Consider the following 15,892-nt stretch of genomic DNA (forward strand, 5'->3'; position numbering starts at 1 on the left):
ACTATTCCCAAACAGGTTTATAAGGAGGCACAGGACTTCTGAAAAGGTAAAGGCTTCCGGTATCTAAGTTTTTTATATGCCTTGCCATAAAGATAATTCCATACCTTGGGAAAAATGTTTTAGCACCGGTAATCTCAACCCTATCCCCTTCTTTAAAGTCTGGCTTTAAGAAACGATAATAACTCACCGGACACAAAAAAACGGTATAAGCTTTACCTTCTCTTTCTACTTCCAGAGCAGCTAATCCCCTTGGAGGAAGATATATTTTTAGGATCCTACCTTTAAACGTAATCTCTAAATTAGGGTCATAAGGAATTTCTTTAGGCAAAATAAAAGGTTGTGCCCTAAGACTTGGGACAAAAAAAACAATCAAAAGAAAACCTAAAAAAACAATAAAGCCCGGGATAAAACCCCGGGCTTTATACCTCATCTTACCACCCGCAGTATTTTCTCCACATACCAACTTTACCAAGTGGTAACCCCTTTTCATGCCCTTTTTTCATGATCTCTACACGGATTTTAGCAAGTTCTTGCTCTTTTGCAAGGATAGTATCCCAGTTAGGAGAAGGCTGAAGGATAATGGAACGAAGCTCCGCCCTTAATTGAGCCTCCCTTTGATAAAGAGGTTGTACGTCTTTGCAAAACTCTTGCAACTTAGCAGGCTCAACCGGAGGATACATAGGACGTCCTGTTCCTCCCATACCTTTTTGAGCAAAGGCTGAACCGGTTAAAAGAGTACCAATCCCTAAAGCTACCGCCAAAGTCTTTTTGATGTTCATAACCACACCTCCTGGTTTAGTTTTTATCTTTGTACTATTTATATCAAAAATCATGCCTAAAAATTTTCTCTCAAAATACCCTTAATCTTGGGCTGTTTTCCGAAAAAGGAATTTAAAAAAAAACGAAAAAACTTGAAATTTTTACGAAAGCACGGGTTGTAAAATTTACAAAGTGTAGCCAAGGACAATACCTAACATAAAACTCTAACCTCAAAACCCCTATAAAAAAACCCCAGTTATGATAGTAAAAAAACTTCGCTTAAGACCTTTAAGTAATATATAAAATATTATTGGTCTTTCAGCCAAGGATAACATGTTATTAGAAGAAAAATCTTAAAAACCAATCAAACCGTGGAACCAAGCCTTTAAACTAATAACCACCCAATAATTTAAAATAGGGCTTTACTTTTTTCCAGGATTTCTTTAAAATATTTTGTAGATGATTATGTTATTAATATGTTAATAAAAAAATGATAAACTTTGGAGGTGGGTTATGAAGCCCTATCAGAAACCCTTGATAGCTTTAGATACATCAGAACAGTCCTGGCATGTTTTTCTCGAGGCACTTAAACTTCTTCAGACAAGTTCTACTAAGGCTGCTATAGTGACGGTAGCTCCTCTTTATACGGATGATTTGCTCATAACCACCGTAGAAGACCTTCCAGGAAAAACCCTTCCAGGATTTGAAGAAATCTTTACTGACTTACCCATTAAGATAATTCAACCCTATCAAGAACTCATCAAAAAGGTAGAAAATGTCTTATCAGAAAAAAGAATCGAAGCTCAGTGTTTTTTAGAAAAAGGAGAGGCCTATCAGAAGATTGTAGACTTAGCCTATAACACTGGAGCTGATTTAATCATCATGGGACGGAGTAGTAGTAAACTTAAAACCTTTTTCTTAGGAAGCACGGCAGCCAGGGTGATAGGTTATAGTCCTGTAGATGTCCTCATTATTCCTTATCCTCGAACCATAAACTTAGAAAAAATACTGGTAGCAGTAGACGGGTCTTCTTTTGCTGAAAAGGCCTTTGCTAAAGCCATAACCTTGGCTAAAGCCCATCAGAGCAAACTGTCAGTGGTATCGGTGATAGACCTCCCTGTAGAAACCTATGGAGTTGCCCCGGATGTGTTGGACAAACTTTCTGAAGAAAGAAGAAAATATCTGGAAAATCTGGTGGATAAAGCCAACAAAGAAGGTGTAAAAATAGACTGGTTCTTAAAGCTGGGGGCGGTAGAAGATAAAATCCTTGAGGTAGCCCAAGAAACAGGCTCTGGACTCCTGGTAATGGGTACTTATGGAAAAACCGGGCTTAAAAGATTGTTGATGGGAAGCGTAACAGAGAGGGTTCTTTCAGCCGGTGCCTTGCCGGTTTTGGTCGTAAAATAAAAAACTTTTATTATTTCTAACCCCTCGATTTTTTAACTGAGGGGCCTCCCATTCTATTGAACCATAATGTTGGAATCTATCGCTTGAAAAAAATCTATAATAGTGGTAAGTTATTACTTACTTTACTATATTTATTTACAAGGAGGAGGGTATGACCTGGGAAGAGGTAAGAAAAAACGCCAGGGAAAAACTAAAGGGCTTTTGCAAGGTTTGTCCAGTATGCAATGGAGTTGCCTGTGCTGGAGAAGTGCCTGGAATGGGAGGATTAGGAACAGGTTCTGCCTTCAGGGCAAATTTAGAGGCTTTAAACAGATACAAGTTTAACCTCACGGCAATTCACGAAGTTAAATCCCCTCTTACTGAGATAGAACTTTTTGGTCAAACCTTATCTCTACCGGTTATGGCTGCCCCTATCACTGGAACTACTTATAACATGGGCGGAGCAATAACAGAAGACGTCTATACCGAAGAAGTAATAGCCGGGTCTCTCATGGCTGGAACCATCGGCTGGACAGGAGACGGAGCAGACCCTTTAATGTATTCAAGCGGTATTAATGCTATTAAAAAGTTTGAAGGAAAGGGTATCCCTATCATTAAGCCCAGGGCACAGGAAGAAATCATTAAAAGGATCAGGATGGCAGAAGAGGCTGGGGCCTTGGCTGTAGGGGTTGACATAGACGGTGCAGGGCTTATCACCATGGCTTTAAAAGGACAACCTGTAAGTCCTAAAACCCCTAAGGAAATAGAAGAATTGGTAAAAGCAACCAAACTTCCTTTTATCCTTAAGGGTATTATGACGGTAAAGGATGCTGAAATTGCCTATGATTGCGGGGTTTCCTGTATCGTGGTTTCTAACCACGGAGGTAGAGTTTTGGATCATACCCCAGGGGTAGCAGATGTTTTACCAGAAATTACCGCAAAGTTTAAAGGAAAAATGACCATAATAGCAGACGGAGGGGTCAGAAGCGGAGCAGATGTCCTTAAACTACTTGCCCTTGGTGCTGATGCCGTGCTTATTGGAAGACCGGTAGTAATTGCAGTGTTTGGTGGAATGAGAGAAGGGCTTAAGTTGTATTTTGATAAAATAAAAAACGAACTTATTCAAACGATGTTATTAACCGGGGTTGCTTCGGTTAAAGACGTGCCAGCAAGTATTTTGGTTAAGATGTAAAAGATTAAAGAAGGCGGCCTGATTTTAGTTTAGGCCGCCTCAGCAATCTTTAGGTTTTTTGCCAAAGATATAAACCCGTCTGATCGTCAAAACCCCTTGTAAAGGCCTCGCCTTCAAACTCTACTATCTCAAACTCAAAGGCAAAAACCTCAGACCCTTCAAAAAGATGACCCCCTATTGCGGTAAAATCTTCTTTACCTAACACCACATGAAGATGAGCAAAAGAGACCCCATCTTTAACCGAAATGTTTCCCTTTAAACTTAAAATTTCCATAGGTTGGTTAAAATTTTTGATTATATACTCTCTCTTGATTTGATCATAATACCCTATGGTAGCCTTGGTTACAGCTCCGATACCTGAAACCATACCAGCCTTGATGTTGAGCTCCTTAGCCTTCTCTGTCAACCATTTGAATAGGTCCTCTCCCTTAGGAATCCTACCCTGAATAATTCTTTTTACTTTATACTCTCTTATAACATCCATGGTTATAACCTTTCAGCCAAAATTTCTAAGGAGTGCCTTACTTTAAAGTCTAAACCTTTCTTATCAGCTCCTCCTCTTATCTGCATTATACATCCAGGACAATCGGTGCATACTAATTTAACCCCTGTATCTTGTATGTTTTTCAATTTTCTTTCAAGAATTTTAACAGAAATTTCTGGAAATTTAAGGGAGTAAGAACCACCCATACCACAGCATACATCAGACTCAAACATCTCTTTTAGCTTTAGCCCTGCTTTTTGCAAAGACTCTCTCGGTTCTTGCCAGATGTTTAAAGAACGCTTAAGATGGCATGGGTCATGATAAGTAAAGTCTTCTTCTAACGGTTTGCTAAAGGTGAGCTTTCCTTCTTTAATAAGCTTATTAATAAAATAAGAGGTATCTACCACCTTTTCAGCCATCTTTTCTGCTTTCGCTAAAACCTCTGAAGAAACTTTTTGGTTTCTTAAAGCCAACAAGCCTTTTTTCTTTAAAACTAAAGTACAGGTAGGACAGGCTGAAAGAATAAAATCTGGATTTTCTTGTTCCAAGGCCTTTAGATTTTGCAACATATTGTTTGCGGCAACATCCATAACACCGTTATAAAGTGCAGGGGCTCCACAACAAGTCTGGTCTTGAGGAAAGACCACCTGAATTCCTGCCTTGTTAAGAAGCTTAACCAAAGCCTCTCCTATCTCTGGATAGGCAAAGTCTATAAGGCAACCGGCAAAAAAGGCAACCTTTTGTTTAGCCTCTGGCTGTTTAATTTTTTTAATACGGTCTCTAAAAGGTGTTTCTGCTATAGCAGGAAGGCTTCTTTCTTGAGTAAGTTCGGAAAAAGCTAAAGGTAGATGTCTGATAAAAGCACCCTGTTTAAAAGGTGCTTGTAGTTTTGAAGCCATTCTTAAAGCGGTGTGGAAAAGCCTACGATTATTAACAACAGAATAAATCGCCCTTATCTTTAAAGGTAAACCTTCTTCTTCTGCAAGTCTTCTTCTTATCTCTAAGATTAGGTCTGGAATGTTTATTTTTCCTGGACATATCTTCACACAGTTACCGCACTGGATACAGAGGTTTTGGATGTCTTTGGTGGCCTTAAGGCCCTCAGTCCAGGCAGTAAGGATGGTTCCTATTCCTCCGGTGTAAACCCTTCCAAATACAAGACCGCTTATTAACCTAAAAACAGGGCATACGTTTAAGCAAGAGGCACATCTTATACACTGTAAAGCCTCTTTAAAAACTGGGTCTTTAGCCATCTCAGAACGACCGTTATCAAAAAGGATGATATGGACTTCTTTTTTAGTTCCGTCCCAGTGTTCTCTTTCTCCGGTAATAAAAGATACATAAGTGGTAATAGGTTGGGCGGTGGCGTTTCTCGGTAAAGCTTTTACGATAGGGTCTATGTCTTCCAGCTTGTCTACCAATTTTTCTATCCCTACAACCGCTATATGAACCTTAGGTAAGGTTAAAACCAATCTTGCATTCCCTTCGTTGGTAAAAATTACTATGCTTCCTGTCTCGGCTACCGCTATGTTGGCTCCGGTTATACCTAAGTCTGCTTTAAGAAACTTCTCTCTTAAATTTTTTCTGGCAAACTTTACCATCTTCTTGATGTCAGGCTCAACGGCATCTACTTTTTTGGTAAAGATGTCTGAAACTTCATATCGAGTAAGATGTATAGCAGGCAAAACCATGTGAGATGGTCTCTGACCTGCAAGTTGGATAATCCACTCTCCTAAATCTGTCTCAAACACCTCTATTCCTGCTTCTTGCAGATGTTTGTTAAGGTGAATCTCTTCTGTTGCCATGGACTTTGATTTAACGATAGTCTTTACATTATGTGCCTTGGCTACCTCTAAAATATAGTTAATAACCTCTTTGGGGTCCTTGGTGTAAAAAACTTTAGCCCCTCTTTTGGTGGCTTGTTCTGTAAATTTTTTAATCAGTTTATCAAAATTCTCAGCAGCATAACTTTTTACCCTTACGATTTCGTTTCTTATCTTTTCAAAATCAAGCCCTGTATAAGCCTTTTCCCGAGCTACCACATAGGCTTCATAAAAATTGGTTAGCGCTTTAGTGATAACAGGATTTTCTAAAGCCTTTTTAATTTCCTCTTTAAGCATGGTTACACTCCTTTAATTTTTATAACTTTGTTAGACAATATCTTTGTTTTTATAAAAATCTTTGGCTTATAAATTTTCTATACAAACTATAATAACCCTTTCTGGTCCGTGAACTCCTATGGTTAAAACCCTCTCTATGTCTGCCGTTCTACTGGGACCGCTGATAAGGGTGATATGAGGATGGGTATGAAGATGGAAAGACCGAAGGGCGGTTTTTAGGTCTGGTAAAATCTTACTCTTAGGCAAAATAGCTATATGTATCTCTGGTAAAGCTGAGACCAACCTTTTTTGTATACGGTTAGAAACCTCTATCAAAGACCCAGATTCAGCTATCGCTCCGTCTACTTCGTTTATTCCGATTTTGGCCTTGCTAGCTATTTCTGGGGTAATCTCAAAGGAAATCTGAGGGATTTCTGCTAAAAGGTCTTCCTTTTTTACTCCATCAAGAAACCAGGTGTCATACCAAACCACAGCCTTTTGGTCTTCAGGCATGGTGTTTTCTCTAATAAAATTTTTAACAAACTCTAAAGCGTCCTTTCGGTTTTTAAAGGCATGCACCTCTGCCATCAAAGCAGAGGCTTTTTCTTTAAATAATTCAAACATTAGGCTTCCCTCCTATAGGAATCAGCAAGTAAACTTATTACATGTTTTACTTTGGCATTAACCTTATATCTTTGGGCTCCCTCTCCTAACTGCATCATACAGGCCGGACATTCGGTAGCCACTACCTCTGCCTTTGTAGACCTTACATCTTCCATCTTAGACTGAAGTATTTTTAAACTTGTATCGGCATAGGCTAAATGATAAGAACCTCCGCTTCCACAGCAGGCGTCTGGCTTTTTCATCTCTATAAGCTGAAGACCAGGAATAGATTTTAAAATTTCTCTTGGCTCTGTCCAAACCTTCATAGATTTTTTAAGATGACATGGGTCGTGATAGGTTACTTTAAGCTTTAGCTCAGCCTGAGGTTTTTTAAACTTTATTACCTTTAAAATAAAAGTGGTTATGTCATAGACCTTTTCTGCCCATTTTTTGGCCTTATTTTCATATTCTGAATCTCCTTCAAAAATTAAAGGATATTCATGTTTTAACGCACTTCCGCAAGAAGCACACCCGGTGACGATGTAATCAGGGTTCAACCTTTCAAAAAGGTCTAAGTTGTTTTTTGCCAATCCTTTAGCCTTTTCAATGTCTCCATGGACCATAACCGGCATACCACAACAATTTTGACCTTTAGGGATAAGGGTCTTTATGTCGTTTTTCTTTAACACCAAAAGGATATCCTCTCCGATTTCAGGATAAAGATAGTTTATAGAACATCCTGTAAAAAAAAGGGCAGTTGCCTGAGGCTTCGGAACGTCTAACACCTCGTTTACACTATCTCTAAAGGCTTTAGAGGCAAACTCAGGAAGGACGAAATCTTCATCAAACCTTTTTCCAAAGGTTCTTAAAAAAGCCCTGGGAGCCCTGAGTTTAGGTCCTCGTTTCTCTAAGAAGAAACCTTGGATTTTGGAAAAAGCCTTTAGTCCTGTATCAAAAAGCGAAGGATGGGTTAAGGCCCAAAAAGCTAATTTTTTAACCCAGGGCTTACCCATGTCCTTAGCAAGTTTATGCCTTAACCCTAAGATAATCTTATCGTATTTGACTCCTGTAGGGCAGGCAAGCATACAAGACTTACAAACCAGACAGTTATAGATAAGGTTCATCAAGTCTTTGTCCCTTATTTTACCTTCTAAATAGGCCTCTCCTAAAGCGATTTTCCCTCTGGCAACAGCACTTTCCCTTATCTCAGCCCCATAAACAGGACAAACAGCCATACAGTTACCACATTTCATACACCTTATAAGTTCTCTCTTTAAAAGCTCGTCATTTTCAAAGATACTTTTACCCACTGTTTAATCCTCCATAGGGACTAATTTACCGGGGTTTAAAATATTATCAGGGTCTAAAGCTTTTTTTAGCCTTCTCATAACCTCTATCCCTGAGCTACCGAGCTCGTTTTTCAAATACTTTTTCTTGGCAACCCCGATTCCATGCTCACCAGAAAGGGTCCCTCCAAGCTTTAAGGCTACGTCAAAAATCTCATCTATCGCTTTGTCAAGCCTTGCCATTTCATCTTTATCCATAGGGTCAACAAGAATAGTAGGATGAAGGTTTCCATCCCCTGCGTGTCCAAAGGTACCTATGGTAAGGTTGTATTTTTTAGCAATTTCCTGAACAGCCTTCAACATGTCTACGATTTTAGTCCTCGGAACGGTTGCATCTTCTAAAACCGTAGCTGGTTTTACTTGAGCTAAAGCAGGAAGGGCTGCTCTTCTTGCAGCCCATAGATTATCTCTTTCTTGGTCTGTTTCTGCCACCTTATACCTTCCTTTATTCTTTTGAATAACCTCTACTACCTTCTGTGCCTCTTCTTCTACCCCATCTTTTCCGTTTCCGTCAACCTCTATCAATAAAAGCGCGGCTACATCGGTTGGTAATCCTACCTTGGCAAAGTTTTCTACCGTCCTTATGGTAACGTTATCCATAATTTCTAAGGTTGCAGGAATAACGTGAGCCCTGATGATGTCTGTAACCGTCTGTCCTGCGTCTTCAAGAGTATCAAAAAAGGCAATCATAGATTTTCTATATTTAGGGGCTGGAATAAGTTTTAAAATAACCTCAGTAATAATACCTAAGGTCCCTTCAGACCCTACAAAAAGCCCGGTGAAATCATAGGCAGTAACGTTTTTTACCGTTTTTCCTCCAAACCTAAAAACCTCTCCTGTAGGAAGAACTACCTCCATACCCATTACATAATGTTTGGTTACTCCATATTTAAGACCTCTTAAACCACCTGCGTTTTCCGCTACTGTTCCACCGATGGTAGCTACTGCCATGGAACCTGGGTCTGGAGGATAAATCAAACCATACTTGGCTACTTCAGCATTAAGGGTAGCAACTATCACCCCAGGCTGAACGGTGGCTGTAAGATTATCGGTATCTATTTCTAAAATTTTATTCATCCTTTGAAAAGAAATAACCACTCCCTTGCTTAGAGGGACAGGCCCTCCGCTTAGACAAGTGCCTGCCCCTCTTGGATAGATGGGCACTTTATGTTCTCTACAAAGCTTAACTATTCCTTGCACCTGTTCTGTAGTTTGAGGAAAAAGCACCGCCCCAGGGATTTCCCGGGGGATCCCCGGGGTGGCATCATAACTATAGGTGATAAGTTCTGCCTCTTTGGTTAAGACGTTTTCTTCTCCCAACAAAGAAACACAAGCTTTAATAAATGTATTACTTAACATAATTTGCCCCCTTACCTACAACCCTTGAGATGATAACCAATAAAATTGAAGCTACAAAAGTAGCTATAAGTATGTTATATCCTTCTTGGGGAGCAACTTGAGCGGCAGAAGCAGCTTTAGCGGTTTCTACAGCTTTTTCCCATACAGGAATCATCCAAGTAAACACATAAGCCTGCAACATGGCAAGCACACCCATCAAAAAGGTTAAAATGACAGAATGTTTAAAAGTAAACCTAAAAATGTCTCCTTCTTTTCCGCTGAGACCGGTGGCTGCAGTTGCCACGGCTATAGACTGGGGAGAAATCATTTTACCCATAACTCCACCTGAAGAGTTGGTTGCTACCGTAAGAACTGGGTCAATACCGATCTGTCTTGCCGTAACTTCTTGAAGTTTTCCAAAAAGTGCGCTGGTAGAGGTATCAGAACCAGTCATAAAAACCCCTAACCAACCAAGGAAGGCAGAGAAAAGCGGGAATAAAATTCCGGTAGAAGCAAAAGCCAAACCTAAGGTAATTGCCATACCAGAAAAATTCATAAGATAAGCAAAACCTAAAATAGTTCCTATAGTAAAGATAGCCCATTTAAGAGAGTTAAGGGTTTTACCTGCTACTCTGATAGCGGTAGAAATTGAGGCTCCAACTACAGGAATAGAAAGAATGGCTGCAAAAAGAATGGCTGTTCCTGCAGCACTAAAGATGTTCCATACATAAACGGCTGGTTTAGGTTTTCCCACATGGTCTATTACCTCTTTATCAAGCCCAGCTATAGGGAATTTTAAAACTAAAATTTGGTCTAAAGCAGCCTTGACCGATTTAACACCCCAGGCAGCAACAAAAATAGAAAGAAGAATAAAAGGAGCCCAAGCCCTAAAAACCTGACCCAAGGTATACTGAAGTTTTGCTTTCTCTACCACACCTTCATGTTCAAAAGTCCAAACTTCCTTAGGATGCCAAATTCTTACAAAAATAGCGGTGCAAACAATGGTTACAATAGCAGATAAAATATCAGGAAGATAGGGCCCTAAATAGTTAGAAACTAAAAACTGGGTTATGGCAAAGGAACCACCAGAAATTAAAAGTATCGGCCAAATTTCTAAAGTTTTCTTCCAACCTGCCATAACTACCGACATATAAAAAGGAATAAGCACACTAAAGAAAGGAAGCTGTCTTCCTACCATCTTAGACAAAGCCATAAGGTCAACACCAGACACTTGAGCACCAACCACTATCGGAATTCCTATAGCACCAAAGGCAACTGGAGCAGTATTTGCCAAAAGAGCTATACCAGAAGCATATATCGGATTAAACCCAATACCTGCAAGCATGGCTGCAGAAATAGCAACCGGAGTACCAAAACCAGCAGCACCCTCTAAGAAAGCACCAAAACAAAAAGCTATAAGGATAGCCTGCACCCTTCGGTCGTTACTTATCGCTGCTAACGAATTTTTAATGATTTCAAACTGCTTTGTCTCTACCGAAAGGTTATAAAGATAAATAGCGGTGATTACAATCCATGAAACAGGCCAAAGCCCAAAAAGAAAACCATTAAGAGTAGAAAGTACCGCTAATTTAACCGGCATTTTGTAGGCTACTACCGCTATGATTAAAGCTATAAAGACAGCACCTACAGCAGCCCAATGCCCCTTCATCCTTTTGTAGGCTAAAGCCCAAAAAAGGAAAAAAATCGGGATGGATGCTACCAAAGCTGATAAACCAAGATTACCTAAAGGATTTACATCCATCTGCCAGGCCATAACCATACCTCCTTTTAAAAATTTTAAAAATACTACTTCTTTAGTTGCAACTTATAAACCTTTTTAAACCTAAGTCAAGTCCTAATTTTTTTAGTATTTTATTAAATTTCTTTAAAACTTTAGATAAAAATATCACAAGCTCTTTTTTTTGTTTTTTTTTCTTTTTTTTTTGAGATTTCTATTTTGCTAAAAATAAAAAATTGTCCTGAAACTTTTAAAAAGAGTTTCAGGACAGCAAATGGCATTAGGTGACTATTATAATAACTATTCTGAAACTTTTCCCTCAAAGGTTTCTGTTGCAGACTTTTCTCTTAGGATCTTTACCTAAACCCCTAAAAAATCTGTCATAATAAGAACTACCATAAAAATCATTACTGCGGAAAGCATAGTGCCTCTTTTAATCTCCTTCTCTACCTTCTCAAAGCCTGATTCGTTCCTCCATTTCAAGCCTTTACTTCCTCATAAAACAACCAAAGTCTCTTTTATGACCTGATTTATAACCTGAAGCTCTCTTAAGCCTTCAATTTCCCCACACTTTGTAAGTAAATTTCTGGTATAAATTTCTGGTATAAAGCCGTTTTTAGCTTTCTTGTTATTGTTCAAGATAAATACGTGCTGAATTCCTTATGAAAAAAGTTTTAAAATCTCTTCTAAAGAATAAAAAGTCAGTAATCTTTGTTTGTTTTTAGAGAAGCTACCATGCCTTTTATCCTTCTCAAGGCTTTACACAATTAATGAGACAATACCTTTTACCTTAAAACTTTTACGCAAAAATCTTTAAAGCCAACCTAAAAATTTTAATCCCAAAATTAGAGACTTAACCAAACAGTAAAAGTTTTTACCGTAGAACACATCAACAAAACTTTAAAGAAAATATTTTATGTCAACAATATATTATAATATATTTTAAAAGAAACGAGATTATATAAAAAAGTATTTAAAAAGTAAACTATTAAGATTTTTTGAAAATTTTAATAAAAAATGAAGAAATAACACAATTTTAAAAGCTTAAAATTTTTAATCCTAATTTTTAACAAATTTTTCCGCTTGACTTTTGCAAACAGCTGAGATATTTTAAGGGCAAAAAGAGACAAGATAATGTGAAAAAAATAACTTTATGAGGGTAAAAGATGTTGGATTTCATTTTTAAGCCTACAAGCATAGCGGTAGTAGGTGCTTCTGAGGAGGAAAAAAAGATAGGGCATGTCATCCTAAAAAACCTTTTAACCCAAGGATATACTGGCAAAATTTTTCCTATAAATCCTAAAAGGAAAGAAATACTTGGGCTTAAGTGTTATTCTTCGGTATCGTCTGTAAAGGAAAAGATAGACTTAGCCATAATCGTGGTTCCGGCTAAAGTAGTCCCTTCTGTGTTAAAAGATTGCGGAGAGGCTGGAGTGAAAGGGGTGGTGGTGATTACTGCAGGGTTTAAAGAAACCGGTGAAGAGGGGGCAAGGCTTGAAAGAGAAATTATAGAAACGATTAAAAAGTATGGGATTAGGATGGTAGGTCCCAACTGCTTGGGGGTAATAAACACTGAAATAGGGATGAACGCTACTTTTGCCCCAGAGCTTCCACCTAAAGGTAGGGTTTCCTTTTTTTCTCAATCTGGGGCTTTAGGGGTAGCTTTGATAGATTGGGCAATAGGAAGTGGTTTTGGTTTTGGAAAGTTCGTAAGTTTTGGGAACAAGGCTGACTTAAACGAAACAGATTTTTTAGACTATTTTGGGGAAGATGAAGACACAGATATCATCCTTGGTTACATAGAAGATATCAAAGATGGCAAACGTTTTATAGAAGTTGCCCAAAAGGTAGCCAAGAAAAAACCGGTTATCATCATAAAATCTGGTGCTACTGAGGCTGGTGCTAGAGCGGCTTCTTCACATACAGGGGCTTTAGCCGGTTCAGATAGGGCTTTCAGTGAAGCCTTCAGAAAAGCTGGAGTGATACGAGTTGAGGGGATAAAAGAACTTTTTGAAGTTGCTGAGATTTTTAAAAGTGGAAAACTTCCTGCAGGAGAAAAATTACTTATTGTTACCAACGCAGGTGGTCCTGGAATTATAGCGGCAGATACCGCAGAAAAAACCGGGCTTAAGCTCTATCCTATGTCTAAGGAATCTATCGAATACTTAGCAGAAAGGCTACCCTCTACGGCTGCCCTTTACAACCCTGTAGATGTAATAGGAGATGCTACTTCAGAAAGATATTTGGTGGTTTTAGAAAGGGCGATAATTGACCCAAACGTAGATGGAGTTTGTGTAATCCTTACTCCTCAAGCCATGACAGATGTAGAAAACATTGCCAAAATAGTGGTTGAAAAAAGTCAAGAGACAGCAAAACCTTTTATAGGCTGTTTTATCGGAGGGCCTAAGGTCAAACAAGCAACCCTTTACTTAAAACAAAACAATATAGCCTGCTATGAAGACCCATTAATAGCTGTAAGTGCTTATAGTAAGTTAGTAAGCTACGTAAAATATAAAAACAGAGAAGAAGAGGAATATGTAAGATTCCCTATCCCTGAAGAGGTTAAAAAAGAAATAAATCTTATCCTTGAAACTCTTAGAGATGCCGGAGTAAACGTTATAGGAGAAGAAAACGCCATGAAGATATTAAGTTTCTATGGGATTGAGTTTCCTAAAAGAGGTCTTGCCAGAACCCCTGATGAAGCGGTTAAAATTGCAGAACAAATCGGCTACCCTGTAGTTATGAAAATTAGTTCCCCTCATATCGTCCATAAAACTGATGTTGGAGGCGTAAAAATAGGTCTTAAAGATGAAAAAGAAGTAAAAGAAGCCTTTTTTGAGATGACGATAAACGTTAAAAGAGCTATACCTGGGGCTTATATTAAAGGGGTAAACATCTATGAAATGGTAAGCGGCGGAAAAGAAGTAATCTTAGGGGTAACTTATGATAATACCTTTGGACATATGCTAATGTTTGGTTTAGGTGGAATCTATGTAGAGGTCTTAAAAGATGTAAGTTTTAGACTTGCACCGGTAAGCAAAAAAGAAGCCTACGAAATGTTAACAGAAATAAAAGGCAAAAAACTATTAGAAGGGGTAAGAGGAGAAAAGCCTTGCGACAAAGACGCCATAGTAGACAAAATACTTCGATTATCTCAGTTGGTCCAAGATTTCCCTATCATTAAAGAAATAGACATCAACCCTTACTTGGTAAAAGAAGTAGGAGGTGTAGCTTTAGACGCAAGAATAATTATAGGGTAATAGTTATAAACATTAGGTTAAATCTCTGAAAAAAACAGGAGGTATAGATATGAAGGCTATATTTTTAGTGTCAAACAGACCTTTTACCGGAAGAAACGTTTTAGCTTTAGGACTGGCTTTAAACCTTAAAGAAAAAGGTAATAAGGTTGGGTACATGAAGCTAATAGGTAAAGTTCCGATAAAGGTAGGAGATAAGATCCTTGACGAAGAAGCCATGTTTATCCATCAGGTCTTAGAAAGTGAAGACCCGGTTGAGTGGTCCTGCCCGTTTGTGTTTACTTATGATATCCAGTATAAACTTTTTGAAGGAGAAGGTGTAAGTTTAGACCAACAGATAAAAGAGGTGATAAAAAAACAAGCTGAACTTAAAGATTATCTTTTTGTCGTAGGAGGAGACAACATTTTTGAAGGCTACAGCCTGGGGATAGATTGTTTTCATTTGATAAAAGAGTTAGATGCCAAGGGAGTAATAGTTCAGCTTTGGGATGGGGAGACCTCGGTAGACGATATCCTTGGGATAAGGGAGCTTTTGGGTGCAAGTTTTGCGGGTGCGGTGATAAACAAGGTCCCTGTTGAGGAGTATCCTTATGTAAAGGAGAAGGTGGTGTCTTATTTAGAAGGGAAAGGGGTAGAGGTTTTAGGGGTATTTAAGCGGGATAAGTTGCTTGAGGCAGTAACGGTTAGGACGTTGCTTGAGGTGGTTAACGGAGGGATAGTGTGTTGTGAGGATAAGCTTGATGAGTTTGTAGAGAACATAACGATCGGTGCGATGGACCCTGAGAATGCGATGAGGTATTTTTTGAGGATACCTAACAAGGTGGTGATAACCGGTGTAAACAGGACAGACATTCAGATTTTAGCCTTAGAGACCTCTACTAAGTGTTTACTTTTGACAGGAGGATTATACCCAAGTGAGATGGTGGTTAACATAGCTAAGACCAAAGGGGTGCCTGTGGTGGTTACTTCTCTTGATACCTTTTCCTCGGTTGAAAAAATACAAGGTTTAGTAGGTAAAGCCATTCTTAAAGAAAAAGGCAAAGCTTTAAGGGCTAAAGAGATGATAGCTAAGGACTTCAAATTAGAAAGGTTTTTATCTAAAGTGAACAACAATAAACCACAATAAGAGGTGGGATATGATTGAGATTAGACTACATGGAAGAGGTGGGCAGGGGGCGGTTACCTCTGCCGAGCTTATCGCTGTGGCTGCTATCTCCCAGGGTGATTATGCTCAAGCCTTCCCAAGCTTCGGACCTGAAAGAAGAGGGGCTCCGGTCCAAGCCTTCGCAAGAATCGACAAAAAACCTATCCGCTCAAGAGAAAAAATCTATGAACCTGACGTCATCCTCGTTCTTGACCCCACTCTACCCAAAATCGTTAACATCACCCAAGGCCTTAAATCCTCTGGTATCGCTATCCTTAACTCCCATCTCCCTGAACCCGAATTACGTAAACTCCTTAACAACTTCCCAGGTAAAATCGCTGCCGTTGATGCCACCAAAATCGCCATCGAAGAACTCGGACTCCCTATCACCAACACCACCATGCTCGGTGCCTTCCTTAAAGCCACAAGCCTCATCTCCCTATCAGCCATCGAAGAAGCCCTAAATGCTCGCTTCGGACGCCTTGCCGAAAAAAACATCAATGCCCTCAAAAGGGCTATCGATGAAACCAAAATCTACTAATAAGG

General features: G+C 39.0%; 14 protein-coding genes. 5 read left to right on the top strand and 9 right to left on the bottom strand.

Going from position 1 to position 15,892, the window contains the following annotated elements:
• Position 1: 1 nt before the first annotated feature.
• Both F1847_RS08290 and F1847_RS08295 read right to left on the bottom strand, forming a co-directional pair.
• Positions 2 to 472 (bottom strand): hypothetical protein, encoded by a 471-nt coding sequence (locus tag F1847_RS08290; RefSeq protein WP_168194308.1) that lies wholly within the window; start codon positions 470 to 472, stop codon positions 2 to 4.
• Positions 432 to 779: a hypothetical protein gene (locus F1847_RS08295; protein ID WP_150072588.1), complete on the bottom strand. Its 348-nt coding sequence runs from the start codon at positions 777 to 779 to the stop codon at positions 432 to 434. The genes F1847_RS08290 and F1847_RS08295 overlap by 41 nt, the downstream gene beginning before the upstream one ends.
• Before the next feature lie 493 nt (positions 780 to 1,272).
• On the opposite strand from F1847_RS08295, the gene F1847_RS08300 reads away from it, so the two are divergent.
• On the top strand, positions 1,273 to 2,166 hold the full coding sequence (locus F1847_RS08300; protein ID WP_150072589.1) for a universal stress protein: 894 nt from the start codon (positions 1,273 to 1,275) through the stop codon (positions 2,164 to 2,166).
• Positions 2,167 to 2,317: 151 nt separating this feature from the next.
• Positions 2,318 to 3,337: an alpha-hydroxy-acid oxidizing protein gene (locus tag F1847_RS08305; RefSeq protein WP_150072590.1), complete on the top strand. Its 1,020-nt coding sequence runs from the start codon at positions 2,318 to 2,320 to the stop codon at positions 3,335 to 3,337.
• Between the two features lie 49 nt (positions 3,338 to 3,386).
• On the opposite strand, the gene F1847_RS08310 is transcribed toward F1847_RS08305, so the two are convergent.
• The 7 genes from F1847_RS08310 to F1847_RS09440 form a co-directional block, all read right to left on the bottom strand.
• Positions 3,387 to 3,821: a PPC domain-containing DNA-binding protein gene (locus tag F1847_RS08310; RefSeq protein WP_150072591.1), complete on the bottom strand. Its 435-nt coding sequence runs from the start codon at positions 3,819 to 3,821 to the stop codon at positions 3,387 to 3,389.
• Positions 3,822 to 3,823: 2 nt separating this feature from the next.
• Entirely contained in the window at positions 3,824 to 5,941 is a 2,118-nt protein-coding gene (gene ldhH, locus F1847_RS08315; RefSeq protein WP_150072592.1) for an L-lactate dehydrogenase (quinone) large subunit LdhH, read from the bottom strand.
• A gap of 66 nt (positions 5,942 to 6,007) precedes the next feature.
• A complete protein-coding gene (locus tag F1847_RS08320; RefSeq protein WP_150072593.1) occupies positions 6,008 to 6,544 on the bottom strand; it encodes a lactate utilization protein in 537 nt (178 codons plus the stop codon).
• Positions 6,544 to 7,833, bottom strand: a complete 1,290-nt coding sequence (locus F1847_RS08325; RefSeq protein ID WP_206202401.1) for a (Fe-S)-binding protein — start codon at positions 7,831 to 7,833, stop codon at positions 6,544 to 6,546. Before F1847_RS08325 ends, F1847_RS08320 begins: the two co-directional genes overlap by 1 nt.
• 3 nt (positions 7,834 to 7,836) lie before the next feature.
• Complete coding sequence (locus F1847_RS08330; protein ID WP_150072594.1) at positions 7,837 to 9,228, bottom strand: FAD-binding oxidoreductase; 1,392 nt, start codon at positions 9,226 to 9,228, stop codon at positions 7,837 to 7,839.
• Positions 9,218 to 10,981, bottom strand: a complete 1,764-nt coding sequence (locus F1847_RS08335) for an L-lactate permease (RefSeq protein WP_150072595.1) — start codon at positions 10,979 to 10,981, stop codon at positions 9,218 to 9,220. The genes F1847_RS08330 and F1847_RS08335 overlap by 11 nt, the downstream gene beginning before the upstream one ends.
• Before the next feature lie 324 nt (positions 10,982 to 11,305).
• Positions 11,306 to 11,428 carry a hypothetical protein gene (locus F1847_RS09440; RefSeq protein WP_255449521.1) on the bottom strand — a complete coding sequence of 41 codons (123 nt, stop codon included), beginning with the start codon at positions 11,426 to 11,428 and terminating at the stop codon, positions 11,306 to 11,308.
• 683 nt (positions 11,429 to 12,111) lie between these two features.
• Between F1847_RS09440 and acs the strand changes: the two genes are divergently transcribed.
• From acs to F1847_RS08350, 3 genes are read left to right on the top strand one after another with little or no spacing between them, the layout of a single operon-like run.
• Positions 12,112 to 14,205 carry an acetate--CoA ligase alpha subunit gene (gene acs / locus F1847_RS08340; RefSeq protein ID WP_150072596.1) on the top strand — a complete coding sequence of 698 codons (2,094 nt, stop codon included), beginning with the start codon at positions 12,112 to 12,114 and terminating at the stop codon, positions 14,203 to 14,205.
• 49 nt (positions 14,206 to 14,254) lie between these two features.
• Positions 14,255 to 15,328: a DRTGG domain-containing protein gene (locus tag F1847_RS08345; RefSeq protein ID WP_150072597.1), complete on the top strand. Its 1,074-nt coding sequence runs from the start codon at positions 14,255 to 14,257 to the stop codon at positions 15,326 to 15,328.
• A gap of 10 nt (positions 15,329 to 15,338) precedes the next feature.
• Entirely contained in the window at positions 15,339 to 15,887 is a 549-nt protein-coding gene (locus F1847_RS08350; protein ID WP_150072598.1) for a 2-oxoacid:acceptor oxidoreductase family protein, read from the top strand.
• Positions 15,888 to 15,892 lie beyond the last annotated feature (5 nt).

The sequence above is a fragment of the Thermodesulfobacterium sp. TA1 genome (assembly GCF_008630935.1).
Taxonomy (GTDB): Bacteria; Desulfobacterota; Thermodesulfobacteria; order Thermodesulfobacteriales; family Thermodesulfobacteriaceae; genus Thermodesulfobacterium.

Bases quoted from the DNA above. Each gene is read 5' to 3' on its own strand.
- F1847_RS08295 (WP_150072588.1), bottom strand. From the start codon at position 779: ATGAACATCAAAAAGACTTTGGCGGTAGCTTTAGGGATTGGTACTCTT.
- F1847_RS08300 (WP_150072589.1), top strand. From the start codon at position 1,273: ATGAAGCCCTATCAGAAACCCTTGATAGCTTTAGATACATCAGAACAG.
- F1847_RS08305 (WP_150072590.1), top strand. From the start codon at position 2,318: ATGACCTGGGAAGAGGTAAGAAAAAACGCCAGGGAAAAACTAAAGGGC.
- F1847_RS08310 (WP_150072591.1), bottom strand. From the start codon at position 3,821: ATGGATGTTATAAGAGAGTATAAAGTAAAAAGAATTATTCAGGGTAGG.
- ldhH (WP_150072592.1), bottom strand. From the start codon at position 5,941: ATGCTTAAAGAGGAAATTAAAAAGGCTTTAGAAAATCCTGTTATCACT.
- F1847_RS08320 (WP_150072593.1), bottom strand. From the start codon at position 6,544: ATGTTTGAATTATTTAAAGAAAAAGCCTCTGCTTTGATGGCAGAGGTG.
- F1847_RS08330 (WP_150072594.1), bottom strand. From the start codon at position 9,228: ATGTTAAGTAATACATTTATTAAAGCTTGTGTTTCTTTGTTGGGAGAA.
- F1847_RS08335 (WP_150072595.1), bottom strand. From the start codon at position 10,981: ATGGCCTGGCAGATGGATGTAAATCCTTTAGGTAATCTTGGTTTATCA.
- acs (WP_150072596.1), top strand. From the start codon at position 12,112: ATGTTGGATTTCATTTTTAAGCCTACAAGCATAGCGGTAGTAGGTGCT.
- F1847_RS08345 (WP_150072597.1), top strand. From the start codon at position 14,255: ATGAAGGCTATATTTTTAGTGTCAAACAGACCTTTTACCGGAAGAAAC.
- F1847_RS08350 (WP_150072598.1), top strand. From the start codon at position 15,339: ATGATTGAGATTAGACTACATGGAAGAGGTGGGCAGGGGGCGGTTACC.